Genomic DNA, 23401 nt, shown 5'->3' with positions numbered 1-23401 from the left:
CCCGAGGGCTACGACTCGGCGGCCGCCGGTCGGGGCCAGACCAGCGTCCGGCCCAGGTGGACGATCATCGCGGCGAACGCGAGCGTCCACGCCGCGACCGCCACCCACATCTCGTGCCTGCCGATCCACTCGACCGCGGGGAGGTCGTCGGCGACGCCGAGGTACTGGCCCGCGACGCCGTACATGCCGAGGGGGAACACGATGCTCCACAGCGTCGCCTCGTACCGGAGCGGGACGCGGTGGACGGCGTGCCGCCACACCCCGGCCGCGACCAGCGGGACGATCAGCCAGCTGCCGAACGCCCAGAAGACGACGCTGGTCCCGGCGATCAGGCCGCGGGTGGCGTTCACCATCGGCGCGTCGGCCATCTCCACGATCCGGGCCCCGGCCACGACGGTGATGGCGGTGGCGCCCATGGCGACCCAGTAGGGCGGGGTCAGGTCCTTCGGGCTCAGCGGGTACATCAGCATCCGCGCGGCGACGAACACGCCCGCGGCGGCGTACAGGATCGCGCCGACCGACCAGGAGCAGACGGCGACGAGCGCGAGTTCGGAGCGCACCGAGCTGACCGGCTCCAGTGCCGCCGCGAGCACCGCGACGGACTGGCTGGCGACCACCCAGATGAACCAGGTGCCGTTGGCGCCGGCGATGACGGGCCGGTCCTCGCGGCCGAGCACCGCCGTCCACGGCACGACGTAGCCGAGCACGATCCAGCCGATGCCGCCGACGGCGAGCAGCGCGAACGCGATGCCGTGCTCGCCCGTCCCGGCGATGCGGGTGCCGAGCACGTCGGTGCCCGCGACGAAGGTGAAGAACCCGAAGCCGCGGGCCGGGTCGGTGAAGTCGGCGCGCAGCTCGGCGCGGTACGCGACGGCCCGCCACGCGGTCGCCGCGACGAGCACGGCATAGCACGCGATGGCCAGCCACATCAGCGCGTGGGAGAGCGTCTCCAGCCCGTTCGTGTGGACGCCGATCGAGACGATCCCGGTCCCCATCACCAGCGCGAAGTACCCCGGATTGAGACTCGCCACCGCCTGTCTCACAGCCGCCCGGCGCACGCCTTTCACATCAGTACGGTACGCCGATCTTGCGCCACTTCCGTCCCCCGGTCCCCGGTTCGGGGGGTGGGGCGGCGCGGCGGTCGCGGTACACGACGTAGGGGCGCCACAGGTACCACAGCGGGATGCTCCACGCGTGGACGAGCCGGCTGAACGGCCACACCGCGAAGATCATCCAGGCGGCGGTGGCGTGCACCTGGTACATGATCGGCGCCGCGCCGATCGCGCGGTGGTCCGGCGAGCCGACGAACAGGCTGCGGAACCACGGGGACACCGTGTTGCGGTAGTCGTAGCCGCCCCCGAACTGCTGCACGCCGAGCGTCAGGTAGATGCCGAGGACGCTGATGATGCCGAGCAGGATCAGCGCGAGGTAGTCGACCGCGCTGGTCGTCGCCCGGACGCGCGGCACCCCCATCCGGCGGAAGATCAGGATGCCGGCGCCGACGAGCACGCCGATCGCCGCGACCGACCCGGCGATGCCGGAGAACAGCGTGTACGCGCGCTCGGGGATGCCGAGCCACTCGGTGAACGACTTCGGGATGAGGATGCCGATGACGTGCCCCGCGATGGCGGCGAACGTGGCGTAGTGGAACAGCGGCGCGCCCCATTTGAGGAGGCGGCGCTCCTGCAGCTGCGTGGAGCGGCTCGTCCAGCCGAACTGGTCGTAGCGCCACCGCCAGATGTGCCCCACCACGAAGACGATCATCGCCGCGTAGGGCAGGATCACCCACCACCACAGGTCGCCGCTGGTCATCGCGTCGGTCATCGCCGAGCCCCCGCTCCGGTTCCGTCCAGGTACTCCGGCGGGGCGAACGGCGCGAGCCCCACCTCCTCCTCGGGGGGACCCTGCTCCCGCGCCCGCCGGACGAGCGCGAGGTCGCGGCGGCCGGGGCGCGGCAGCCGCGCGCACACCGCCTCGACGAGGTCGGCGTAGGGGGTGCCCGCGTCGTGCAGGGCGGTGCGCAGCAGCTCCAGGTCGGCGCGGTGCCGGCGGAGCAGCTTCTCGCCGTCCGGGGCGAGCGCCGCGAAGTCGAGGACGAGCGGCAGGTAGTCCGGCAGCTCGTCGTCGGACGGCGCGAACCCCGCGACCCGGTACGCGGTTTTGAACGCCAGCAGCGCCATCCCGCGCTTGCGGGTGTCGCCGTGCCGGGCGTAGGTGAGGTAGAGGGCGCAGCGGCGCCGCAGGTCGAACGTCTCGACGTAGTGCTGCGCGACCTCGGTCGGCTCGGTGGCGCGCAGCCAGCCGAGGAACCGCGCGAACGCCTCGCGGGACGCCTTCGGCCGGGTCCCGGACGCGGCGGCGTCGAGCCGGTCGAGCCCCTCGAACAGCGCCACGGTCGGGTACTGGAGCAGCACGGAGGCGAGCTTGTACGCCTGGCCCGCCCTCTCGCTCACCGGGCGTCCCCTTCCGGGAAGAGGTGGGGGGCGTCGCCGCGGCCGTCCCAGCCGAGCAGGTTGAAGTGCGTCCTGCCGTCATCGGCCCGGAACGTGCCCGCGCCGCCGCGCACCTCGCCCGGATGGAAGCTCTCCACGTCGGACGCCGGCCCGTGCCCGCCCATGCCGGGGCCGCCGTCGCCGTCGAGGCTGCAGAACAGCTGCTCGTGCTGGGCCATGAGCCGTCCGGCGTCCTCGGCGTGCGCCTTCGGGATGACGTAGCGGTCCTCGTACTTGGCGATGGCGAGGAGGCGGTACAGGTCGTCCAGGTCGTCCGGGGTGGATCCGACGGACGCGGGCAGGTCCTCGGCGAGGTCGAGCCCGAGCTGCCCGGCGCGCTGCACGGCGCGGACGGCGGCGAGCTTGCGCAGCACGTTCCGGACGGTCCCCGTCTCCCCCGCCGTGAACAGGTTGGCGAGGTACTCGATGGGGATGCGCAGCTCGTCGATGGTGGCGAACACCCGGTCGGGGTCGGCGTCGCCGTACCCGGCGGAGTGCGCGACGTCGGCGACCGGGGACAGCGGCGGGATGTACCAGACCATCGGCAGCGTCCGGTACTCCGGATGCAGCGGCAGCGCCACCCGGTGCCGGACGGCCAGCGAGTAGACCGGGGAGCGCCGCGCGGCGTCGATCCAGTCGGCGGGGATGCCCGCGTCGGCCGCCGCCCTCCGCACCTCCGGGTCGGACGGGTCGAGGAACACCGACAGCTGCGCCTCGTACAGGTCCTGCTCGTTCGGCGTCGCCGCGGCCTCGGTGACCTTGTCGGCGTCGTACAGGAACAGCCCGAGGTAGCGGAGCCGTCCGACGCAGGTCTCGGCGCAGATGGTGGGCTGCCCGCCCTCGATGCGCGGGAAGCACAGCGTGCACTTCTCCGCCTTGCCGGTGCGGTGGTTGAAGTAGACCTTCTTGTACGGGCAGCCGGACACGCAGAACCGCCAGCCCCGGCACCGGTCCTGGTCGACGAGGACGATGCCGTCCTCCGCCCGCTTGTACATCGCGCCGGACGGGCAGGACGCCACGCAGGACGGGTTGAGGCAGTGCTCGCAGATGCGCGGCAGGTAGAACATGAAGACCTGCTCGAACTCCATCCGGACCCGGTCCTCGATGCCGGCGAGGTCGGGGTCGCCGAGGGCGTGCTCGGGGGCGCCCGCGAGGTCGTCGTCCCAGTTGCTGCCCCAGCGCGGCGACATGTCGCGGCCGGTGAGCGCGGAGATGGAGTGCGCGCTCGGGTTCTGCGTGCCGAGCGGGGCGTCGATCACCGTCTGGTAGTCGTACGTCCACGGGTCGCCGTAGTCGTCGATCGTCGGCAGGTCGGGGTTGTAGAAGATGGACAGCAGCCTGCGCAGCCGCCCGCCCGCCTTGAGCTGGAGCCGGCCCTTGCCGTCGAGCGTCCAGCCGCCCTTCCACTGGTGCTGGTCCTCGTACCGGCGCGGGTAGCCGAGGCCGGGCTTGGTCTCGACGTTGTTGAAGTACACGTACTCGGTGCCGGGACGGTTGGTCCAGGTCTGCTTGCAGGTGACCGAGCAGGTGTGGCAGCCGATGCACTTGTCGAGGTTCATCACCATCGCGACCTGCGCCATGGGACGCATCAGAACCGCACCTCCTGGGACCTCCTGCGGATGACGGCGACCTCGTCGCGCTGGCTGCCGGTGGGGCCGTAGTAGTTGAACCCGTAGCTGAACTGGCCGTAGCCGCCGATCAGGTGCGTCGGCTTCACCACGAGCCGGGTGAGGGAGTTGTCGGAGCCGCCGTGCCAGCCGGAGATCTCCGATTTCGGGGTCATCAGGTGCCGGTCCATGGCGTGGTACATGAAGACCGTGCCGCGCGGCATCCGGTGGGTGACGACGGCCCGGCAGGCGACCACGCCGTTGCGGTTGTACGCCTCGATCCAGTCGTTGTCGCGCACGTCGATCGTCGCGGCGTCGGCGGGGCTCATCCAGATGACCGGTCCGCCCCGGAACAGCCGCAGCATGTGCAGGTTGTCCTGGTACTCGGAGTGGATCGACCATTTGGAGTGCGGCGTGAGGTACCGGACGGTGACCTCGGGCCGGCCCTCGTCCCGCAGCCCCAGCTCGCCGGAGTAGTGGCGGGCGTAGGTGAGCGGCGGCCGGTACGTCGGCAGCGCCTCGCCGTACTCGTGGATCCAGTCGTGGTCGAGGAAGAAGTGCATGCGGCCGGTCAGCGTGTGCCAGGGCTTCTTGCGTTCGACGTTGACGGTGAACGGCGAGTACCGGCGTCCGCCCGATTCGATCCCGGACCACTCCGGGCTGGCGAAGACCGGGCGCGGCTGCACCACCGTGTCGCTGAAGGAGATGCGCTCCCCGGCGCGCTCCTCGCCGAGGTCGGCGAGGGCGACGCCCGTCCGTTTCTCCAGGTCGCGCCAGCCCTGCATGGCGACGTGCCCGTTCGTGGTGCCCGACAGCGCGAGGATCGCCTCGGCCATGTGCAGGTCCAGCGCCAGGGAGGGACGCCCGTCGGCCACACCGCCGCGCACGACGCCGTTCGTCTCGCGCAGGTAGGCGACCGCCTCCGACGGCACCAGCGAGACGCCCTTGGTGGACGTGCCGAGCGTCTCGACCAGCGGGCCGAGCGCGGCCATCTTCTCCGCCACTGCCGCGTAGTCGCGCTCGATCGTCACCAGGCGCGGCATGCTCACGCCGGGGACGGGCTCGCACTCGCCCGCCTTCCAGTCGAGGACGCGGCCGCCCGGCTGCGCGGTCTCGTCCGCGCTGTCGTGCATCAGCGGCACCGGGACCACGTCGGTGCGGGTGCCGAGGCGCCCGGCGGCGAGCCGGGAGAACTCCTCCGCGATGAGCCGGAACGCGTCGAAGTCGGTGCGCGACTCCCACGGCGGCGCGATCGCCGGGTTGAACGAGTGCACGAACGGGTGCATGTCGGTGCTGGACAGGTCGTGCTTCTCGTACCAGGTGGCGGCCGGGAGCACGACGTCCGCGTACGTGCACGAACTCGTCATCCGGAAGTCGATGGTGGTGAGCAGGTCGAGCTTGCCGCGCGGCGCCTCGTCCCGCCAGGCCACCTCGGCGGGGCGCAGGCCGGGCGGCGACTCCTCGGCCCGGACGGCGTCGTCCGTGCCGAGCAGGTGCCGCATGAAGTACTCCATGCCCTTGCCGGACGAGCCGAGGACGTTCGCCCGCCAGATCGTCATCACGCGGGGCCAGTTCCGCGGCGCGTCGGGGTCCTCGCAGGCGAACTTCAGCCGGCCGGCCTTCAGCTCGTCGACCACGTGCTCCGCGACGGGACGTCCCGCCGCCGCGGCCTCGTCGGCGAGGTCGAGCGGGTTGCGGTCGAACCCCGGATGCGACGGCGTCCAGCCGAGCCGGGACGCCTGCGCGACGCAGTCGGCGAACGTCCGGCCCCGGAACAGGCCCCGGCTCAGCGGGCCGGACATCTCCCCCGGCCCGAACGTCTCGTACCGCCACTGGTCGGTGTGCAGGTAGAAGAACGACGTGCCGGTCATGTGCCGGGTCGGGCGCTGCCAGTCCAGCGCGAACGCCGCCTGCTGCCAGCCGGTCAGCGGCCGCACCTTCTCCTGCCCGACGTAGTGCGCCCAGCCGCCGCCGTTCACGCCCTGGCAGCCGCACAGCATCGTCAGCGTGAAGAACGCCCGGTAGATCTGGTCGGAGTGGTACCAGTGGTTCGTCCCGCCGCCCATGCAGATCATCGACCGGCCCCGCGACAGCTCGGCGTTGCGCGCGAACTCCCGCGCCACCCTGGCCGCCGCCGCGGCCGGGACGGACGTGACCTCCTCCTGCCACGCGGGCGTGTACGGGTGCGCGGCGTCGCCGTAGCCGTCCGGCCACTCGCCGGGGAGCCCGTCGCGCGGCACCGCGTACTGCGCCATCAGCAGGTCGAACACCGTCGCGACCAGCCGCCCGCCGACCCGCGCCACCGGCACCCCGCGCCGGACGACCGTCCCGCCCTCGGTCTCGCCGGTGTCGAAGCGCGGCAGGTCGACCGGCCGCGCGTCCTCGTGCCGCCCGTACAGGGTCAGCACCGGATCGACGTCGCCCAGCTCCAGGTTCCAGCGGCCCTGCCCGGACTCGGTGTACCGGAAGCCGAGCGTCCCGTTCGGCGCCACCGGCTCTCCGGTGCGCGCGTCGAGCAGGACGGGCTTGTGCGCGGCGCCCTCACCGGCGTCCCCCAGCTCGCCGGCGGTGAGGAACTTGCCCGGACGGACGGCGTCCCCGTGCTCCTCCAGCGTCACCAGGAACGGCAGGTCGGTGTAGGTCTTCACGTACTCGGTGAAGTACGGCACCTGCCGGTCGCGGAAGAACTCGGTGAGCACCACGTGGCCCATCGCCATCGCCAGCGCGCCGTCCGTTCCGGGCGCCGCCGCGAGCCAGTCGTCCGCGAACTTGGTGTGGTCGGAGAAGTCCGGCGAGACGACCACGACCTTCTGCCCCCGGTACCGGGCCTCGGTCATGAAGTGCGCGTCGGGCGTCCGGGTGATCGGCAGGTTCGTACCCCAGATGACGAGGTAGGACGCGTTCCACCAGTCGCCGGACTCGGGGACGTCGGTCTGGTCCCCGTACACCTGGGGCGACGCGATCGGCAGGTCGGCGTACCAGTCGTAGAACGACAGCACCGTCCCGCCGATCATGGACAGGAACCGGGTGCCGGCCGCGTACGACACCATCGACATCGCCGGGATCGGGGAGAACCCCACGACCCGGTCCGGCCCGTACTCCTTGATCGTGTGCACGTGGGCGGCGGCGATCAGCTCGGTGACCTCCGGCCACGACGACCGCACGAACCCGCCCTTGCCCCGCGCCCCCTTGTAGGCGGCCGTCCGCTCCGGGTCGCCGGTGATCTCCGCCCAGGCGGCCACGGGGTCGCTCGTCCGCCGCCGCGCCTCCCGCCACAGCGCGAGGAGCGGCCCGCGCACGTACGGGTACCGCACCCGCGACGGCGAGTAGGTGTACCAGGAGAACGCGGCCCCGCGCGGGCAGCCGCGCGGCTCGTACTCCGGCGAGTCGGGCCCGACCGACGGGTAGTCGGTCTCCTGGGTCTCCCACGTGATGATGCCGTCCTTGACGTACACCTTCCACGAGCACGAGCCCGTGCAGTTCACGCCGTGCGTGGACCGCACCTCCTTGTCGTGCCGCCACCGCTCCCGGTAGAACTCCTCGGCGCCGCGCCCGCCCTCCCGGTGCACCTCCCGGTAGTCCGCGGACGGCGTCCCCGGCACGAAGAACTGCGCGCCCCGCAGGAGCCCCTCGACCGGCTCGCCCTTGGGCAGCAAGGGCGCAAGCAACCTGCGGTCCGATGACATGCCGACCACCTCGCCTCGCGGCCCCTGGAGTGCGTGCGCGATCACGCCTACCCGCGCCCGCGCCGTCCCCAACCGCCGGGCCGCCCCCTATACCGAACCTCGACGCAAACATGCCCCGGTGGGTACGCGACGGTCGCGGGCACCCGTCAGGGGCGCCACCGGTACAGGGCGCCCGGCCACCACGCGTACGGGCCCGCGTCGCGGACGAGGGCCGGCACCAGCAGCGACCGGACGACGAGCGTGTCCATCAGCACGCCGAACGCGACGATGAACGCGATCTGCACGAGGAACGCCAGCGGGATCACGACGAGGGCGGCGAAGGTGGCGGCGAGGACCACGCCCGCCGAGGTGATGACGCCGCCGGTCACGGTGAGGCCGCGCAGGACGCCCTCGCGCGGCCCGTGCTGCAGCGACTCCTCGCGCGCGCGGGTCATCAGGAAGATGTTGTAGTCGACGCCGAGCGCGACGAGGAACACGAACCCGTAGAGCGGCACCGACGGGTCGGTGGCGGTGAAGCCGAGCAGGTGCTGGAAGACCAGCGCGGCGATGCCGAGGGTCGCCAGGTAGTTGAGCGCGACCGTCGCGACCAGCAGCAGCGGCATCGCGAGGGAGCGCAGCAGCAGCACCAGGATGACCACGATGATGGCGAGGACGACCGGCAGGATGACGGTGCGGTCGCGCTCGGCGGCGGCGAGGGTGTCGGCCTGCTGCGCGGTGTAGCCGCCGACGATGGCGTCCGCGCCGGGCACCGCGTGCAGGCCGTCCCGGAGGCGTCCGACGGCGTCGCGGGCGGCGGCGGTGTCGGCGGCGGCCGTGAGCGTGACGTCCACGAGGGCGCGGCCGTCCACGACGAGCGGCGCCCCTCCCTCGGTGCGCGGCATGACGTTCGAGACGCCCTCCGTCCGGTCCGCCGTGCGGACGACCTGCGGCAGCGCCCCGGCATTGGTGAGGACGACCGCCGGGTTGCCCGCCCCGCCGGGGTAGTGCGCGTTGAGGACGTCCTGCGCCGTGACCGACGACGCCTCGCCGACGAACGTCTCGCTCAGCGGCACCCCTTCCGTGCGCAGCGTCGGCATGAACGCGGCGAACGCGATCAGCACGAGCAGGGAGGCGGCCCACACGCGGCGCGGGTGGCGGGCCAGCAGGCGCGCGATCCGCTCCCACACCGGATGCCCGGTCCCGCGGGCGCGGTCGGGATGCGGGCGGGCGGGCCAGTAGACCGACCGTCCCAGCAGGACCAGAACGGCGGGTAGGAAGGTGAGCGCGCTCAGCAGCGCGCAGGCGATGCCGATGGCGCCGACCGGTCCCAGTGCCCGGTTGTTCGACAGGTCGCTGAGCAGCAGGGCGATGAGGCCGAGGGCCACCGTGCAGGCGCTGGCGGCGATGGCCCCGGCGGAGCGGCGCCACGCGGCCAGCATCGCGTCGGCCCGGTCGTGGCCGCGGGCGAGCTCCTCGCGGAACCGGGCCGACAGCAGCAGCGCGTAGTCGGTGCAGGCGCCGATGACGAGGATCGACAGGATGCCCTGCACCTGGCCGTCCACCGTCACCGTGCCGCGTTTCGCCAGGTAGTAGACGATCCCGCTGGCGAGCCCGAGGGCGAACACCGATCCGAAGATGATCAGGAAGGGCAGCAGGACGCTGCGGTAGACCAGCAGCAGGATCAGCAGGACGACGATGACGGCCACCCCGATGAGCAGGGTGTCGATGCCGGAGAACGCGTCCGCGAGGTCGGCCTGGGTGGCGGCGGGCCCGGCGACGTAGGCGCGGCTGCCCGGGACCTGCGCGGCGGTGCCGCGGATGCGGTCGATGGTGTCGACGCTGTGCTCGCCGACGTCGGACTCGACCTGGACGACGCCGGTCAGCGCCGCGCCGTCCTCCGACGGCACCACCGGCGACGGCGCGCCCGTGACGAACGGGACGCCGCCCAGCGAGCCGAGCGCGCGCTGCGCCGCCGCGACCTGCTCGGGCGAGATCCTGCCGTCATTGGCCGTCCACACGACGATGGCGGGGATGGTCCGGTCATTCTCGAACGCGGCCTCCTCGTCGAGCACCCGCGTCGACTCGGCGCTCTGCGGCAGGAACGACGACTGCTCGTTGGTGGCGACCTGGCCGAGCTTGCCCGCGTACGGGCCGAGCGTGCCGCCGATCAGCAGCCAGACCAGCAGCAGCACCGCCGGCAGGACCCAGCGGACGGCACGCGATGCGGACATGATCGCGTCCCTTCCCCGGAGGGTACGGCGAAACATGGTCCGCGCCGGGCCGCCGCCCCCGGCCGGGCGCGCCGGTCAGGCACCGCCCGCGGGGGCGGGGACGGTCGGCCACACGAAGGCGTGCGTGTACCAGGCGGCCGAGCCGCCGCGGCCGAGCCGCCTGCCGTAGGTGACCGCGATAGCGGCGAGATGCGCTCCGGGGCCGGACCGGTCGGCGGCGGAGTCGTGGATCTCACCCAGCAGCAGCCGGGCCGGCTGGTGCAGCTCCAGCCGCAGGACGAGCGGGCCGCGGCAGCGGGTCGCCGCCCGCGCGACGACGTCCTGGACCAGCGGCGCCACGCGGTCGCTGAGGCTCCCCGCGGCCGGGCCGAGACCCCACGACTGCAGCGCGCCCCGGACGATGCCCCGGACGTTGCCCGCCGCGATCCGCCCGCCCGGCAGCTGCCAGCGGCCGATGTGCAGCGCCGGCTCCGGAATGGTGGGCGCGGGAACGGTGCTCATGTGCCTCTCCGATCATGAACATGCTCCAGGCCGGTGACCCTCCCGGCCGATGGGCCCGGGCCGGAACACGGGTCGTTGCGTCATGTGCCCGGTCTGCCGGCGCCCATGCGCCAGAGTACGGCCGTTCCCGCGGCCAGGGGCGGTCAGGGTGGATCGGAGGCGGTCAGGCTCGGTCAGGGGCGCGGAGCGGGCTTGTCGCGGAGCCGCTGGACGGGGTGCGGGCCCTCGGTCTCCAGCCGGTACTCGTCGCCGAACTTGTCGCGGTGCTCGTCGATGACGCGCTCCTGCGCGCCCCGCTCGGCGTTGATCCTGTCCTGGTACGCCTCGAACCGCTGGTGCGCCTCCTGGACGAAGCCGGTGCCGAGCGTCGTCCAGTCGATCTGGGTGGCGAGCAGCTCGCGGACCAGCTCCTTGTTCGGCTCGAACGTGACCGGCTCCGGCAGCGCCGGCGCCAGCACCGACTCGGGGTCGCGGCCGTCGTGGCGGCGCATCAGGTCGCACGCGATCCGCAGGTGCTCCAGCTCCATGTTCAGGTGGAGCTCCCAGATGTTCTTGATCCGCGGGTCGGTCTCGGTCTGCATGAAGGAGTAGTACAGGTAGCACTCGTTGTACTCGTGGTTGACGAGCCGCTCCCACCACGTCTCGCCCGGGTCGACCAGCGACTCGTAGTGCGTGACGTGCTCCTCCTCCACCAGCCCGATCTCCTGGTAGAGCTGCCGGGCGATCGGCTCCATGTAGAGCGGGCCCATGTTCATGTAGAAGTTCATCGTCTGCTGCTCGGCCGACATGATGGTCAGCGCGTGCAGCTTGGAGATCGGCGCGGCGGCCTCGCGGTCGTAGGGCTGCCGGACGTTGTCGACCGGGTCGCGGTGCTGCTGGTAGCCGGGCCGTCCCGGCATGACCTCGGTGAGCTGGTCGATGACCTTCTCGGCCTTGCGGTGCTCGATGATCTCGTACAGGTTCGCGTACCGGTACAGGTGGTCGAAGTCCTCCAGCAGCCCGAAGTTGTACGACTGCTTGAGGTAGGGGTCGGGCTCCATCCGCGCGACCCAGCCGGTCAGGTCGACGGCGACCTGCTCGTAGGACAGGGTCGTCTCCAGCACCGACGCCTGGCCGGGCAGCAGCCAGTTGACGACCTTCTGCTGCTGCGCCTCGATGTAGCGGACGCTCGCGAGCTGCTGCTTGACCTCGATGTCGGGGCAGACCCGGGCGAAGTGGTGGCTGAACATGATCGCCTCCACCTCGATGCCGTTCATCGTGATGATGCGGCACTTGGTGTAGGGATCGGACTCGTCGGGGTCGATCGGGGCGACGTCGAGCTGCGCCCAGTTGCGCAGCTGGTCGTCCAGCGGGATGCCGCGGTGTTCGAGCGGGTTGAAGGCCAAGAGGCTCACCTTTCCTGCGGATGTTTCGGGTGGTCCGGCGGTCGGCCCCTACCCGCGCGATCCGGTTCCGCACGGCTCTCCCCGTCGCCCGACAATTCTTTGCCCAGGCTTCGCCGCGAGTCGCTTACCGGGCCCGGCCGGGGGTACCCGCACCGGACGGCCGCCGTCCGGGCGGCCGTTCACCGAGGGACCGGGGAAGACAGATGCAGACCACACCCGCCGATGCCGAGACCACCGAGGACGTCGTCGACCTGCTGCGCGCCCAGCACGGCCGGATCAGGGACCTGTTCGACGAGGTGATGCACAGCGAGGGGAGCGCCCGCGAGGAGGCGTTCCGGCAGCTGGTGCGGCTGCTGGCGATCCACGAGACGGCCGAGGAGGAGATCGTCCACCCGGCGGCGCGGAGCCTGCCGGGCGGCGACGGGATCGTGGACGACCGGCTGGCCGAGGAGCGCGAGGCCAAGGAGCTGCTCGCGGAGCTGGACGGCATGTCCCTCGACGACCCGCGGTTCATGAAGTCGATCGACAAGCTGCGCATGGACGTGCTGACGCACGCCCGCGCCGAGGAGCGCTACGAGTTCGACCGGCTCAAGGTCCAGTTCAGCCCCGCGCAGCTCAAGGGCTTCGCCGCCGCCGTCCGCGCGGCCGAGGCGACCGCGCCGACGCATCCGCGTCCGGGCACCGAGTCGGCGGCCAAGAACATGCTCGTCGGCCCGATGGCGGCCGTGGTGGACCGCGTCCGCGACATGATCCGCGACGCCCGCAAGGGCTGACGCGCGGCGCTCAGCAGCTCCCGGCCCACGAGCATTCGAGCCGCTGGCCCGTGCCGGAGCGCCGCCGTGCGGGCGGCGGGGTGCCGCCGGCGAGGCGGACGGCGATCCGGTCCTCGACGTCCTTGGGCGCGCCGCCCGGGTAGCCGTTGAGGATCACCGAGAACACCAGCGGGCGCCCGGCGGGGCCGGTCACGTAGCCCGACAGCGCCGTGGCGCCGGTGAGGGTGCCGGTCTTGGCGTGCACGTTCCCGGCGGCGGGCGTGCCGCGCATGCGCGAGGCGAGGGTGCCGCCGGCCGTCCGGTCGGGGTCGCCGGCGACGGGCAGCGCCCGATACCAGGACGGGAACCACGGCGCCGTCCGCACCCGTTCGAGGAGGGTGCTGACGTCCCCGGCGGTGGTGCGGTCGCGCCGGGACAGCCCCGACCCGTCGGCCATCTCCAGCCGGTCGGACGGGACGCCGAGGGAGCGCGCGTACCGCTCGATCACCGGGAGCCCCGCGTCCCAGCTGCCCTGGCCCGCGGCCTTCCGCCCGATCGCCTTGACCAGGATCTCGGCGATCATGTTGTTGCTGAGCTTGAGGAACGGGACCATCAGCCGCGACAGCGGCATGGACGCGCGGGACGCGAGCACGGTGGCGCCCGCGGGCGTCCGGCCGCGCTCGACGTCGCCCTTCACCTGGACGCCGTGGGCCCGCAGCGCCCGCCGGAAGACGTCCGCCGCGTACATGGTCGGCTTCCTGACCGTCCGCAGCTCGGTGAGGGGCGCGGCATCCGCCGGATACGAGCCGCTCACCACGATGGTGTCGCTCCCCACGGCACGGTTGATCTCCAGCGTGGACGGCGAGCCGGCCCGTCCCGTCACCGCCCTGTTCGCGATCTTGACGGCGCCGGTGGCGGGGCTGAGCCCGACCCGGACGGGCTTGCCCACCGCACCGGGCCGCACCGCCACGTCGACCGTCCCCGCGTCGAAGTCGTCGTTCGGCGAGACCGTCAGCGCGGAGATCGGCGCGGCGTAGTAGTACTGGAGGTCGTCCGGGTCCCAGTGGGACGGGGTCCGGACGGCGTCGAACCAGGTGTCGTCAGCGACCAGGTCGCCCTCCACCCGCCGGACGCCCTTCGCGGCGACCTGGGCCGCGAGCCGGTCGTAGTCGGCGGCCCGCGTCGTCGGGTCACCGGTCCCCTTCAGGTACAGGTCCCCCTTGACGGACGAACCGGACACGGCGGTGGCGTGCACGCTCGTCCGGAACCGGTACCCGGTGCCGAGCAGCGACAGCGCCGCGCTGGAGGTGTAGAGCTTCAGGTTCGAGGCGGGCAGCACGGGCGTGCCGGCGCCGCGCGCGTACCGGACCGCGCCGCTGCGGGCGTCGCGCACCACCACGCCGACGGCCGCGCCGTCGAGCCGCGGGTCGGCGAGGATGGCGTCGAGGTCGGTGCGCAGGTCGCCCGGCGCGGCCGCCCGCGCGGGCACTGCGGGCGCGGTGAGCGCCACGACTCCGGCGATGACGACCGACGGGATTCGCGCATGGTGACCGAGCATGAGCCGAGCGTAAGGCCCCGTCGCCGGGGACGGCCACCCGCAGGGCCGGGCGCGGCTAACCGGCGTATTCGCTGACCTTGCGCAGCAGGGCGACGAGCTGGTCGCGCTCATCGGCGGCCAGCCGTCCGAAGAGGCGCTCGCCCACCTCGGCGCCGACGCGGCGTGCGCGGGCAAGGGTCTGGGTTCCGGTTTGCGTCAGTGTGATCGCGTAGGCGCGCCGGTCCTCCGGGGTCCGCTCGCGGCGGACCAGGTCGGCGCGCTCCAGCTCGTCCACGCTGCGCACCATCGTGGACTTGTCGATGCCGGTCAGGTCGATGAGGCGGCGCTGGCTGGACGGCCCGTACATCTCCAGGGCGAGCAGCAGCGCGTACTGGCGCACGTCGATGCCCAGCGGGCGCAGCTCGTCGTTCATGCTCTGCCGGCTCCGGTTGTGCGCGGCCGCCAGGAGCATGCCGACGCCGACATGCCGGATGTCGGGGTCGTCGTCCGCGGCCAGGATCCGTTCGAGCAGCTCGTCGAGCATGGACCCATGATAGGGCGGTCTGATATCGTCTCATCTGAGACTTTCTCATTAGAGAATGTGGTGGGCGGCGCATCATCGAGGGAGAAGCGCATGCCCGAACTGACCCGCCGCCGCGCCCTGCAGGCGACCGGCCTGACCGCGGCGATGGCCGCCGTCCCGGCCCGCGCGGCCGCCGCCCCGCACCGGCCCGCCCGCGGCAGGATCGACACCCACCACCACGCCGTCCCGCCGAAGATGCGGGAATGGGCGGTCGAGCAGGGCATCATCCCGCCGGAGGGCGGCCCCGCCTGGGCTCAGTGGACGCTGAAGAGCACGCTGCGGGTCATGAACGCCAACGGCATCGCCGCCGGCGTCGCGTCCGCGCCCGTCCCGGCCGAGATCTTCCAGGACCGCGCGACCGCCGTCTCGGGCGTCCGGGCGTGCAACGAGTCGCTGGCCGAACTGGTGCACGACCACCCCACGCGCTTCGGCTTCTTCGCCAACGTCGCGATGCTCCACCCCGACCTGGCCATTCGGCAGGCCGCCCACGCACTGGACGACCTCGGCGCGGACGGTGTCCTGCTCAACACCTCCGCCGACGGCCACTACCTCGGCGACCCGATGTTCGAGCCGCTGTTCGCCGAACTCGACCGCCGCCGCGCGGTCGTGTTCACCCACCCGGTCGCGCCCAAGGGCATCGTCGAGGTGCCCCTGGTCGGCGACTGGCTCGCCGACTTCCTGCTCGACACGACCCGCACCGCGCTCAGCCTCATCGCCGCCGGCACCCTCGACCGGCACCCCAACGTGTCGATCATCCTGTCCCACGGCGGCGGGTTCCTGCCGTACATGGCGGGCCGCGCCGAACGCTGGGGCCGCGAGGACAACGGCCCGAATCCGGCGAAGATCCGTCCCGCGCTCCGCCGCTTCTACTACGACACCGCGCTGCCGACGTCCCCGTACGCCAGCCCGACCCTGCTCAACGCCGTGGGCGCCGACCGCGTCCTGTTCGGCACCGACTGGCCCGCCAACTCCGCCCGCGAGGTCACCCTCAACACGAGGGACTTCGACCGCGACCCGGCCCTGAGCCGCCGCGCCCACCAGGCCGTCACCAGGGACAACGCCCTCCGCCTCCTGCCGAAGCTGGCCGCCCGCCTCAGGTGACCAACCGGTCGATCTCGTTGAGGACGAACTCCGCGTGCGGACGCACCCGTCCTCGCAACGCCTCGGTCCAGGTCTCGTCGGCGTAGTGGCTGCCGAGATACAACCGCCGGGCGTGCGCGAGGACGGGCCGGTGTTCTGGCGGGAGCCGATCGAGGGCCCACTCAGCGGCGGCGTCCTTCGACTTGATCTCACCGGTGGCGAGCGTCGTCCAGATGCGCGCCAAGGTCAGCAGGACGTTGCGGGTGTCGTCGTCCAGCTCGCCGAGCAGCTCGGGGATGCCCTCGACGCTGGCCCGGACCAGGTCGGAGTGCGGGACGGGCGCGAGAACCTGACCCGGCCGGGGACCGATCAATGGACGGTCCCCGGCCAGCACCATCGTGATCAGCAGCGCCAGATCGGGCATCGGCTCCGGCTGGGGGACCTTCCCCGCCTCGTACTCATCGCGCAGCCACTCGCCGTACAGGAAGTCGCAGACGGGCGGGTAGCGCCAAGGCCGCACCTCGGACTGGACGACCACGACGAGCTCGACCGGCCGGACGTCGTCCCCGATGCCGGAGATGCCGAGCAGACCGTCCAGCAGCGCCCGCCGCTCCTGCTCGTCCAGCGACCGCCGCGAGACGACCAGCACGTCCACATCACTGGCCGGCTTGAGCCCGCCGAGCACAGACGACCCGTGAAGGTAAGCGCCGACGACGTCCCCGCCCAGCACACTCTCAGCGAGTTCCACAACACCCCGAAGCTGACTCACCGCACGCGCCCTTTCCTCTGCACAGCTTCTAATGCTGCACGCGTACGACGAGCTTGCCCGTAGCGCGGTTGTGCTCCATGTCGTCGTGGGCCTGCCTCACCTGCTCCAGGCCGTCGTAGACGCGATCGACGGGGAAGTTCAGCCGACCCTCCGCCACCGCGTCGAGGATCTCCTGGAAGACCTCGCGGGGCAGGTCCCCGACATCACCGAAGTAGCCCGCCAGGCGCACGCCCCTCGGCAGGTACTCGTTCGGCGAGAAGTCCCGCACCGTCCACTGGTTGGAGAGACTGCCGCCGAAGCACGCCGTGCCGTGCACACGCACCGCGCGCAGGGTGTCGGGCAGGGTCGGGGTCCCGACGAGATCGAGCGCGGCATCGACACCGTCCGGAAAGAGCTCACGGACGGCCACCGCGACCTCGCCGGTGTCGAGCACGGGATGGTCGACCCCGCGCTCCGCCAGGAAGGCAAGACGATCGGCCCGCCGGGTGGTGGACAACACCGTGGCACCACGCCAGCCCGCAAGCGCAGCCGCGGCCAGCCCCACCGACGAGGTGCCCCCGCGTATCAAGACGGTCTGCCCCGGCTGCAAGTCCAAGCCCGTGGTGAGCGAACCGTAGGCGGTCTGCACCATCTCCGGCAGCGCACCCAACACCTCCCAGGGCAGGTCGGTCTCCACAGGAAGGACCTGGGCCAGCGGCACCGACGTGTACTCGGCATAGCCGCCGTCGTAGGTGCGCCCCATGTCGCCCATCATCGCGACGACCTTCTGCCCGACGCTCAGCCCACTCCCGTCCGGCGCCGCGTCAACCGTCCCGACGGCCTCGATACCCGGCACGCGAGGAAAGGTGACACCCTCGCTCACCCCCAGCCGAAGCTTCAGTTCCGAGCGATTGAGCCCGAACGCCTCGACCCGAATGCGCACCCACCCGTCCCGGGCCAGGGCGTTGGCGGGCCGCGTCGGTAGGTGTTCAGTTCTGCGGCGGTGGTTCGCCGATGGGGGTGTTCTGTGCCGCCGCGAGCCACCATCGCCCGGCGCGTTCGACGAGGACGTACAGTGCCATCTCGGAGAATCCGCCGGTGTCGGCCGCCTGCCGGCGGATGTGCGTCACCACCACGCCGGGTGCGGGGGTGAGTGCGGTGACCACCTCGAACCGTGACGGCGGTGCGGCATTCGCCCTCATCAGCCGTCGGTGGATGGCGTTCAGTTCGGCGTAGCCTGCCACAGTCGCTCCGTAGGGGCTGCCCCACAGCACGTCCGCCGCGAAGGCCGAGTCGTAGAGGTCGGCGTCGCGGGTCTCACCGGCCCGCTGCAGTATCGCGGCGAAGTCGGCCGCCACCGTCCGCGCGTCCACGGGCGCTTCGGGGTCGTTCAGGGCGGGTCGAGTCTTCATGGTTCGTCTATCCGTTTCCGTGCGGGACCTGCGGCGTGAGGATCACCAGGGGCAGTTCGCGCGCTGATTCCTCTTGGTACTTGGCGTATTGGGGGAACAAGTCGGCCATGATCTGCCACAGCCGAGGCTTCTCCTCTGCCGTGGCGGTGCGGGCGGTGGCGCTGAGATGGTCCGGTCCGACCTGGAGCGACACCGTCGGGGTGTCGGTGAGGTTGAGATACCAGGCCGGGTGGTGGTCCGCGCCGCCGTTCGAGGCGACCAGCAGGTAGCGGTCCTGGTCCCGGCCGTAGATGAGCGCGGTGCGGCGCAGCCTGCCGGACCTGCGGCCTCGCGTGGTGAGCAGCAGTGTCGGCCAGCCTATGAAGAGGTGGCCTTCGACGCCGCCGGTGTCGAGGTAGGCGCGGATGTGGTCCGCGACCCAGGGGGTGGGGCTGTCGAGGATCTCGTCGTCAGGCGCCGTCATTGCCCGCCCCTCGCGCCGCGGCGGGCCGTGGCCGTCCGGTGGAAGACGGGGATCAGCACGGCTCCGACGGCCACGTGGGCGAGAGCGAGCACCGCCTTGCTGCCGCCGGTGGCCTCCACGCCGGTGACGGGCAGGAACGACACCGCGAGCAGCGCCAGGGCGGCGGCCGTCCAGATCCGGCCCGCCAGCGGCGTCACCCGCTCCAGCACGGCCAGCAGCGCCCAGCCGAGCAGCGAGGGGACCAGGGCGAAGACGCCGACGGCGGCCGCCCCCAGGTCCCGCGGCTCTTGCCCTTCCTGCTGGACGACCAGGTCATGGCCGAGCAGCGGTTCCCCCACCGCCCAGACCGCCAGCGCGGCCGCGACCGCACCCGCCACGGCCAGTGCCCGTGCACGTCGCGTGCTCCGAAGGCCCGCGCGCCCGCTCGCGCTCACTTGCGTCATCACGACATCTCCTTCAGCTGCTCCACAGTTCAGTTTCTGAAGCTTTTGCCGGGAAGCGTAGCATTTACTTCAGGAGCTGAACAGTTCAGTGGCTTAAGCGGCGGCTATGCTGGCCGCATGAGCTCCGATGCCGACGCCGCCGCCGAAACCGGTACCGGTGGCGATGCGGATGCGGTCGTGGCCGAGCTGAGCGGCCTGGTCTTCGAGGTCACCGGGCGGCTGCGCGCGCAGTTCAACGCCGCCGCGGCGCAGCTCGACCTTCCCCCCGCCCAGGCGCTCGTCCTGACCAACCTGTCCGGCCCCGCCCCGATGCGCCGGCTGGCCGACTGGCTGTCATGCGAGCCGTCGAACGTCACCGGCATCGTCGACGGCCTGGAACGCCGCGGCCTGGTGACCCGCCGCCCCGCCCCGGACGACCGCCGCGTCAAACACGTGGTGCTCACCGAGGCCGGCGAGCACAAACGCCGTCAGCTGCGCTCCAGCACCCACTCGCTGGCCCGGACCTTCTTCGAACTCCCCGGCTCCGACCAGCAGCACCTCCGCGACCTGCTGGCACGCCTCCTGGCCGGCCCGGCGAGCACAGACGCCGCATCAGACTGACCCCCCGAAGCCACGCCCCCATGACCGGGAGCGCGGCCCACGCTGGACGCTCAGAGAGCGGTGGCGGTTCGGATCAAGGTGGCCAGGGGCTGGGAGCGGCTGTGGGGCGGCCACGCGATCACCGTGGTCACCCTCGGGGCGTCCAAGACGGGCACAGTGACCAGGTCGTCCCGCAGGTGGCTGCGGCACGTCTCCGGCAGGATCGCGGCGGTACGCCCGAGGGCGATCAGTTGAAGCAACTGCACCTGGTCGTGCACCTCGGGGCCGGGGCCGTCCGGGTACGCGCCGTCAGCACGGGGCCAGCGCGGGAGGGGCAGATCGGATAGCTCGGTGACGTCGGCCATGTGCAGGTGGGGCCGGGTGCTGAGGGGGTGGCCCGCCGGGAGGACGGCGACCTGGCCCTCCGTCCGCAGCTCCTCGGTGTCGAACCCGGCCGTCGAGTCGAACGGCAGGTGCAGCAGCGCCACGTCGGCCCGGCCGTCGCGCAGTAGCCGCTCCTGCTCGCCGGGCGCGCACAGCTGGACGTCGACGGCGACCGCGCCGGGTTCGGCGGCGTAGGCGTCGAGCAGTTTCGCCAGCAGCTCGCTGGTCGCTCCGGCCTTCGTGACGAGAACCAGGCTGGGCTCGGTGTGCGCGGCGCGGCGGGTGCGGCGGTCGGCGGCGGCGACCGCGTCGAGGGCTGCGCGTCCCTCTTGCAGGAGGACGCGGCCGGGCTCGGTCAGCGCGATGGTGCGGTTGGTGCGGTCGATCAGCGTCACGCCGAGCCGGCGTTCGAGCTGCTGGATGGCCCGGGAGAGGGGCGGCTGCGCGATGCCGAGGCGTTCCGCGGCCCGGCCGAAGTGCAGTTCCTCGGCGACGGCGACGAAATACCGCAGCTCCCGCGTCTCCATGCGTCCACGATACCCGCGAGGTATCACAGCTCACCCAAACGGTGTTGGAAGGACGGCCTGGGACGCGTCCAGCATGGGGGCATGAGCGAACAGACGATCGCGCTGGTCACCGGCGCGAACAAGGGAATCGGGTACGAGATCGCGGCCGGGCTCGGCGCCCTCGGCTGGAGCGTCGGCGTCGGAGCCCGGGACGACGCGCGCCGGGAGGCCGCCGTCGAGAAGCTGCGGGCGGAGGGCGTCGACGCCTTCGGAGTGCCGCTCGACGTCACCGACGACGCGAGCGTGCAGGCCGCCGCCGCGCTGATCGAGGAGCGGGCCGGACGGCTGGACGTCCTCGTCAACAACGCGGGCGTGACGGGCGGCGGCCCGCAGGAGCCCACGAGGGTGACTCCCGAGATCATGCGGACGGCCGTGGAGACCAACGTGATCGGCGTCATCCGCGTCACGAACACGATGCTGCCGCTGCTGCGCCGGTCGGCGTCCCCGCGCATCGTGAACATGTCGAGCACGGTCGGCTCCCTGACGCGGCAGTCCATGCCCGACGGGGAGACGGGCCCGATCTCCGCCGCGTACGCGCCGTCGAAGACGTTCCTCAACGCAGTCACCGTCCAGTACGCCAAGGAGCTGCGCGGCACCGGCATCCTGATCAACGCCGCCTGCCCCGGCTTCTGCGCGACCGACCTCAACGGCTTCCGCGGCGTCCGCACCCCCGAGCAGGGCGCCGCGACCGCGATCCGCCTCGCCCGACTCCCCGACGACGGCCCGACCGGCGCCTTCTACGACGACAACGGCGAAATCCCCTGGTAACCGACCCCCTGATGGATCACGCCGCCGACGAGGTGTCGTCCTTACTGCACGACGTGCCGGGAGCGGGGCCCTGATGGGGGGCGAAGATGAAGGTGGAGTCGCCATCGTCCAGCCGGATGGTCAGCGAGGCGTCCAGTGCGATGGCAAGCCGAGTGAGGAGCGGCAGGGTGGGGACCGAGTCACCGCCCTCGATGTTGGAGATCTGGGGCTGGGTCATGCCGGCGCGGCGGGCGAGCTCGGCCTGGGAAATGCCCAGCGCGACGCGACGATCATGAACGGCTTGACCGAGCGCCAGAGCGTGTCCGGCCTCGATGTAGGAGGGGGTCTCCTTGACCGTCTCACCCAAGAGCTTCTTAGTCCGGCGGGTCTTCCACTGGGAGTGGTTCACCTCGTGTCCTCCTTACCCCGATCGTAGGTGTGCTCGGCGGGACCATGATCGGCCTCGCAGACCTTCTGCGCCTGCCGGGCCCGTTCGATCTCCGCCTCCTCGCGTTGCCGGGTCTTGCGGAAGACCGTGAGGAGCACGATCCTCCGCTGCGGGGCGAGCCAGTAGGTGATCCGGACTGAATTCCCGTCCAACACGAAGCGTAACTCGCGAACCTTGCCGCCGAGGTGGCGCGAGTACGGTTCGCCGAGCGTGCTCGGCTGCGAGGCGAGCATGTCGGCGGCTCGTTCAACCTTGTCGTAGTGCCGGTCGGTGAGAAGTTCCAACCATTGCCGGACCTCCGGCTCGATCTCGATCTGCCACGGCACGCTCACGCACTGATTATATAGAAATCTATATCACCGGGGGTGCGGATCGTTGTCCGAGCACGTGCGGACGACCGTCTCGCCGTGGGTGAGTGCGCGGCGGGGCTAGACGCGGAAGGTGCGCATTTGGAGGGCGAGGGTGGCGTAGTAGCCGACGAGGGTGGTCAGTTCGAATACCGTCTCGCGGTCTAGGGGTGGGACGCAGGCTGACCAGGTTTCGTCGTCTACGTCGCCGGTCGTTAGGGCGCGGGTCAGGCGGAGGACGGCGGCCTCGTGCGGGTCGGCTAGGGCTAGCGGGGCGCCGGCGGCTATGGCGGCTAGTTCCTCCTCGGTGAGGCCCGCTGCGCGGCCTACGGCCTCGTGGGCGGTGCGTTCGAACTCGCTGTCCCAGGCGGCGGCCACGACCAGGATCGCCATCTCGCGGGACCGTCCGCTGAGCGCGCCCTCATAGCGGATGGCCGCGCCGAGGCGTTGCAGGGCGTCGCCGAGGGCGGGACGCAGCAGGAACTCGTTGAAGGGGCCGGCCAGGACGCCCGAGTCCGAGACGAGGTCGAACAGGCGGGGGCCCTTGGCGCGCGGGCCCTCGGTGATCGACCGGTAGACGGCCAGGCGGTCGGCGTCCAGTTCGTCCGGTGTGAAGGGGTGCTGCCGCGCGGTGGCTTCGGTGTCCTTCAATGTGTCCTCAGTCTGGTGCTGATGTCGTCGGCGGTCTCGCGCAGGCGGTCGAGGATCTCGCCGTGCAGGTCGGCGTTGGAGCGGCGCATCGCGGAGACGGCGACGTTCACCGCGGCGGCCGGGGCGTCGTCCGAGCCGAACACCGGGACCGAGACCGAGCGGAGGCCCTGCGCTAGTTCCTCGTCCTGTACCGCGTAGCCGTCGCGGCGGATCTGTTCTAGCTGGGCGCGTAGCGCGGCCACGTCGGGTACCGCGTTGGGGCCTGCGCCCGGCGGTAGGGACACGTCGGTGATACGCCGCTCTAGGTCGTCTTGCGAGAGGTAGGCGAGTAGCACCTTGCCCATGGACGTGTAGGGCGCGGGCAGCGTCGAACCCACGTGCACGTTGGCGGTGACCAGGTCGGCGTTGCGCAGCCGCGCGAGGTACAGGACGCGGTCCTCGACCAGGACGCCGAGGTTGACCGTCTCGCCGGTCGCCTCCGCCAGCAGGCGCAGGGGGCGGTCGCTGAGCTGCACCAGGCTCGACCCGCGCATCGCCGCCGAGCCGAGCGTCAGCACCTTCACCCCCGGCTGGACGGACCCGTCGTGCCGCCGCTCCAGGTAGCCGAGGTCCTCCAGCGTGGAGACGATCCGGAACGCCGTGGGCATCGGGATGCCGGTCATCGCGGCGATGTCGCTCGTGCGCAGGGAGAGCGTCGGACCGTCGAACAGGCTCAGCACCTGCAGCCCCTTGGCCAGGGCCGCGATGTGGTACCGCGACCGGTCGCTTGACGTCATGACC

The 23401-nt window shown here is 71.9% G+C and carries 24 protein-coding genes; 4 read left to right on the top strand and 20 right to left on the bottom strand.

The window, feature by feature from the left end; all coding sequences use genetic code 11:
* Positions 1 to 8: 8 nt before the first annotated feature.
* The 8 genes from ACGFI1_RS18620 to ACGFI1_RS18585 form a co-directional block, all read right to left on the bottom strand.
* The gene (locus ACGFI1_RS18620) at positions 9 to 1031 is read right to left on the bottom strand and encodes a tellurite resistance/C4-dicarboxylate transporter family protein (RefSeq protein ID WP_392786593.1); all 1023 of its coding nucleotides are present in this window, start codon (positions 1029 to 1031) and stop codon (positions 9 to 11) included.
* A gap of 37 nt (positions 1032 to 1068) precedes the next feature.
* Positions 1069 to 1824, bottom strand: coding sequence for a respiratory nitrate reductase subunit gamma (narI, locus tag ACGFI1_RS18615; RefSeq protein ID WP_386870431.1), 756 nt, complete (start codon positions 1822 to 1824; stop codon positions 1069 to 1071).
* On the bottom strand, positions 1821 to 2453 hold the full coding sequence (narJ, locus tag ACGFI1_RS18610; RefSeq protein WP_392786591.1) for a nitrate reductase molybdenum cofactor assembly chaperone: 633 nt from the start codon (positions 2451 to 2453) through the stop codon (positions 1821 to 1823). The genes narI and narJ overlap by 4 nt, the downstream gene beginning before the upstream one ends.
* Positions 2450 to 4081: a nitrate reductase subunit beta gene (narH, locus tag ACGFI1_RS18605; RefSeq protein ID WP_392786590.1), complete on the bottom strand. Its 1632-nt coding sequence runs from the start codon at positions 4079 to 4081 to the stop codon at positions 2450 to 2452. The genes narJ and narH overlap by 4 nt, the downstream gene beginning before the upstream one ends.
* Positions 4081 to 7785, bottom strand: coding sequence for a nitrate reductase subunit alpha (locus ACGFI1_RS18600; RefSeq protein WP_392786589.1), 3705 nt, complete (start codon positions 7783 to 7785; stop codon positions 4081 to 4083). The genes narH and ACGFI1_RS18600 overlap by 1 nt, the downstream gene beginning before the upstream one ends.
* 146 nt (positions 7786 to 7931) lie before the next feature.
* Positions 7932 to 9995: an MMPL family transporter gene (locus ACGFI1_RS18595; RefSeq protein ID WP_392786588.1), complete on the bottom strand. Its 2064-nt coding sequence runs from the start codon at positions 9993 to 9995 to the stop codon at positions 7932 to 7934.
* Positions 9996 to 10070: 75 nt separating this feature from the next.
* A complete protein-coding gene (locus ACGFI1_RS18590; RefSeq protein WP_392739574.1) occupies positions 10071 to 10496 on the bottom strand; it encodes a hypothetical protein in 426 nt (141 codons plus the stop codon).
* Between the two features lie 173 nt (positions 10497 to 10669).
* Complete coding sequence (locus ACGFI1_RS18585) at positions 10670 to 11881, bottom strand: hypothetical protein (protein ID WP_138637065.1); 1212 nt, start codon at positions 11879 to 11881, stop codon at positions 10670 to 10672.
* A gap of 203 nt (positions 11882 to 12084) precedes the next feature.
* On the opposite strand from ACGFI1_RS18585, the gene ACGFI1_RS18580 reads away from it, so the two are divergent.
* Positions 12085 to 12654, top strand: coding sequence for a hemerythrin domain-containing protein (locus tag ACGFI1_RS18580; protein ID WP_392739572.1), 570 nt, complete (start codon positions 12085 to 12087; stop codon positions 12652 to 12654).
* Between the two features lie 10 nt (positions 12655 to 12664).
* Here ACGFI1_RS18580 and dacB read toward each other — a convergent pair whose 3' ends face one another.
* Positions 12665 to 14191, bottom strand: coding sequence for a D-alanyl-D-alanine carboxypeptidase/D-alanyl-D-alanine endopeptidase (gene dacB / locus ACGFI1_RS18575; RefSeq protein WP_392786586.1), 1527 nt, complete (start codon positions 14189 to 14191; stop codon positions 12665 to 12667).
* A 55-nt stretch (positions 14192 to 14246) separates the two neighbouring features.
* Positions 14247 to 14714, bottom strand: a complete 468-nt coding sequence (locus ACGFI1_RS18570; protein WP_392786584.1) for a MarR family winged helix-turn-helix transcriptional regulator — start codon at positions 14712 to 14714, stop codon at positions 14247 to 14249.
* Positions 14715 to 14804: 90 nt separating this feature from the next.
* Here ACGFI1_RS18570 and ACGFI1_RS18565 point away from each other — a divergent pair, with 90 nt between their 5' ends.
* Positions 14805 to 15854 carry an amidohydrolase family protein gene (locus tag ACGFI1_RS18565; RefSeq protein WP_386870413.1) on the top strand — a complete coding sequence of 350 codons (1050 nt, stop codon included), beginning with the start codon at positions 14805 to 14807 and terminating at the stop codon, positions 15852 to 15854.
* On the opposite strand, the gene ACGFI1_RS18560 is transcribed toward ACGFI1_RS18565, so the two are convergent.
* From ACGFI1_RS18560 to ACGFI1_RS18540, 5 genes are read right to left on the bottom strand one after another with little or no spacing between them, the layout of a single operon-like run.
* Positions 15847 to 16602: an aminoglycoside adenylyltransferase family protein gene (locus tag ACGFI1_RS18560; RefSeq protein WP_392786582.1), complete on the bottom strand. Its 756-nt coding sequence runs from the start codon at positions 16600 to 16602 to the stop codon at positions 15847 to 15849. The genes ACGFI1_RS18565 and ACGFI1_RS18560 overlap by 8 nt on opposite strands.
* A 28-nt stretch (positions 16603 to 16630) precedes the next feature.
* Positions 16631 to 17524, bottom strand: coding sequence for a zinc-binding dehydrogenase (locus ACGFI1_RS18555; RefSeq protein ID WP_392786580.1), 894 nt, complete (start codon positions 17522 to 17524; stop codon positions 16631 to 16633).
* A gap of 46 nt (positions 17525 to 17570) precedes the next feature.
* Positions 17571 to 17993 (bottom strand): hypothetical protein, encoded by a 423-nt coding sequence (locus tag ACGFI1_RS18550; protein WP_392786578.1) that lies wholly within the window; start codon positions 17991 to 17993, stop codon positions 17571 to 17573.
* A gap of 7 nt (positions 17994 to 18000) precedes the next feature.
* The gene (locus ACGFI1_RS18545) at positions 18001 to 18456 is read right to left on the bottom strand and encodes a nitroreductase family deazaflavin-dependent oxidoreductase (RefSeq protein ID WP_392786576.1); all 456 of its coding nucleotides are present in this window, start codon (positions 18454 to 18456) and stop codon (positions 18001 to 18003) included.
* Positions 18453 to 18899 (bottom strand): DUF6069 family protein, encoded by a 447-nt coding sequence (locus ACGFI1_RS18540; protein WP_392786574.1) that lies wholly within the window; start codon positions 18897 to 18899, stop codon positions 18453 to 18455. Before ACGFI1_RS18540 ends, ACGFI1_RS18545 begins: the two co-directional genes overlap by 4 nt.
* A 117-nt stretch (positions 18900 to 19016) precedes the next feature.
* Here ACGFI1_RS18540 and ACGFI1_RS18535 point away from each other — a divergent pair, with 117 nt between their 5' ends.
* The gene (locus tag ACGFI1_RS18535) at positions 19017 to 19499 is read left to right on the top strand and encodes a MarR family winged helix-turn-helix transcriptional regulator (protein ID WP_386870401.1); all 483 of its coding nucleotides are present in this window, start codon (positions 19017 to 19019) and stop codon (positions 19497 to 19499) included.
* A gap of 50 nt (positions 19500 to 19549) precedes the next feature.
* Here ACGFI1_RS18535 and ACGFI1_RS18530 read toward each other — a convergent pair whose 3' ends face one another.
* Positions 19550 to 20389 (bottom strand): LysR family transcriptional regulator, encoded by an 840-nt coding sequence (locus tag ACGFI1_RS18530; RefSeq protein WP_392786572.1) that lies wholly within the window; start codon positions 20387 to 20389, stop codon positions 19550 to 19552.
* An 81-nt stretch (positions 20390 to 20470) separates the two neighbouring features.
* Here ACGFI1_RS18530 and ACGFI1_RS18525 point away from each other — a divergent pair, with 81 nt between their 5' ends.
* Positions 20471 to 21196 carry an SDR family oxidoreductase gene (locus tag ACGFI1_RS18525; RefSeq protein WP_392786571.1) on the top strand — a complete coding sequence of 242 codons (726 nt, stop codon included), beginning with the start codon at positions 20471 to 20473 and terminating at the stop codon, positions 21194 to 21196.
* Positions 21197 to 21212: 16 nt separating this feature from the next.
* Here the strand turns inward: ACGFI1_RS18525 and ACGFI1_RS18520 are convergent, their stop codons facing one another.
* From ACGFI1_RS18520 to ACGFI1_RS18505, 4 genes are all read right to left on the bottom strand, one after another.
* Entirely contained in the window at positions 21213 to 21584 is a 372-nt protein-coding gene (locus ACGFI1_RS18520) for a helix-turn-helix domain-containing protein (protein WP_386870395.1), read from the bottom strand.
* Positions 21581 to 21955, bottom strand: coding sequence for a type II toxin-antitoxin system RelE/ParE family toxin (locus ACGFI1_RS18515; RefSeq protein ID WP_386870393.1), 375 nt, complete (start codon positions 21953 to 21955; stop codon positions 21581 to 21583). The genes ACGFI1_RS18520 and ACGFI1_RS18515 overlap by 4 nt, the downstream gene beginning before the upstream one ends.
* 96 nt (positions 21956 to 22051) lie before the next feature.
* Entirely contained in the window at positions 22052 to 22621 is a 570-nt protein-coding gene (locus ACGFI1_RS18510) for a carboxymuconolactone decarboxylase family protein (protein ID WP_392786569.1), read from the bottom strand.
* Positions 22618 to 23397, bottom strand: a complete 780-nt coding sequence (locus tag ACGFI1_RS18505) for an IclR family transcriptional regulator (RefSeq protein ID WP_392786567.1) — start codon at positions 23395 to 23397, stop codon at positions 22618 to 22620. The genes ACGFI1_RS18510 and ACGFI1_RS18505 overlap by 4 nt, the downstream gene beginning before the upstream one ends.
* Positions 23398 to 23401 lie beyond the last annotated feature (4 nt).

The sequence above is a fragment of the Actinomadura geliboluensis genome (genome assembly GCF_043197915.1).
GTDB classification, from domain to species: domain Bacteria; phylum Actinomycetota; class Actinomycetes; order Streptosporangiales; family Streptosporangiaceae; genus Spirillospora; species Spirillospora geliboluensis.
The sequence above is the reverse complement of the archived record's forward strand: the minus strand, read 5'-3'. Positions and strand labels throughout refer to the sequence as shown.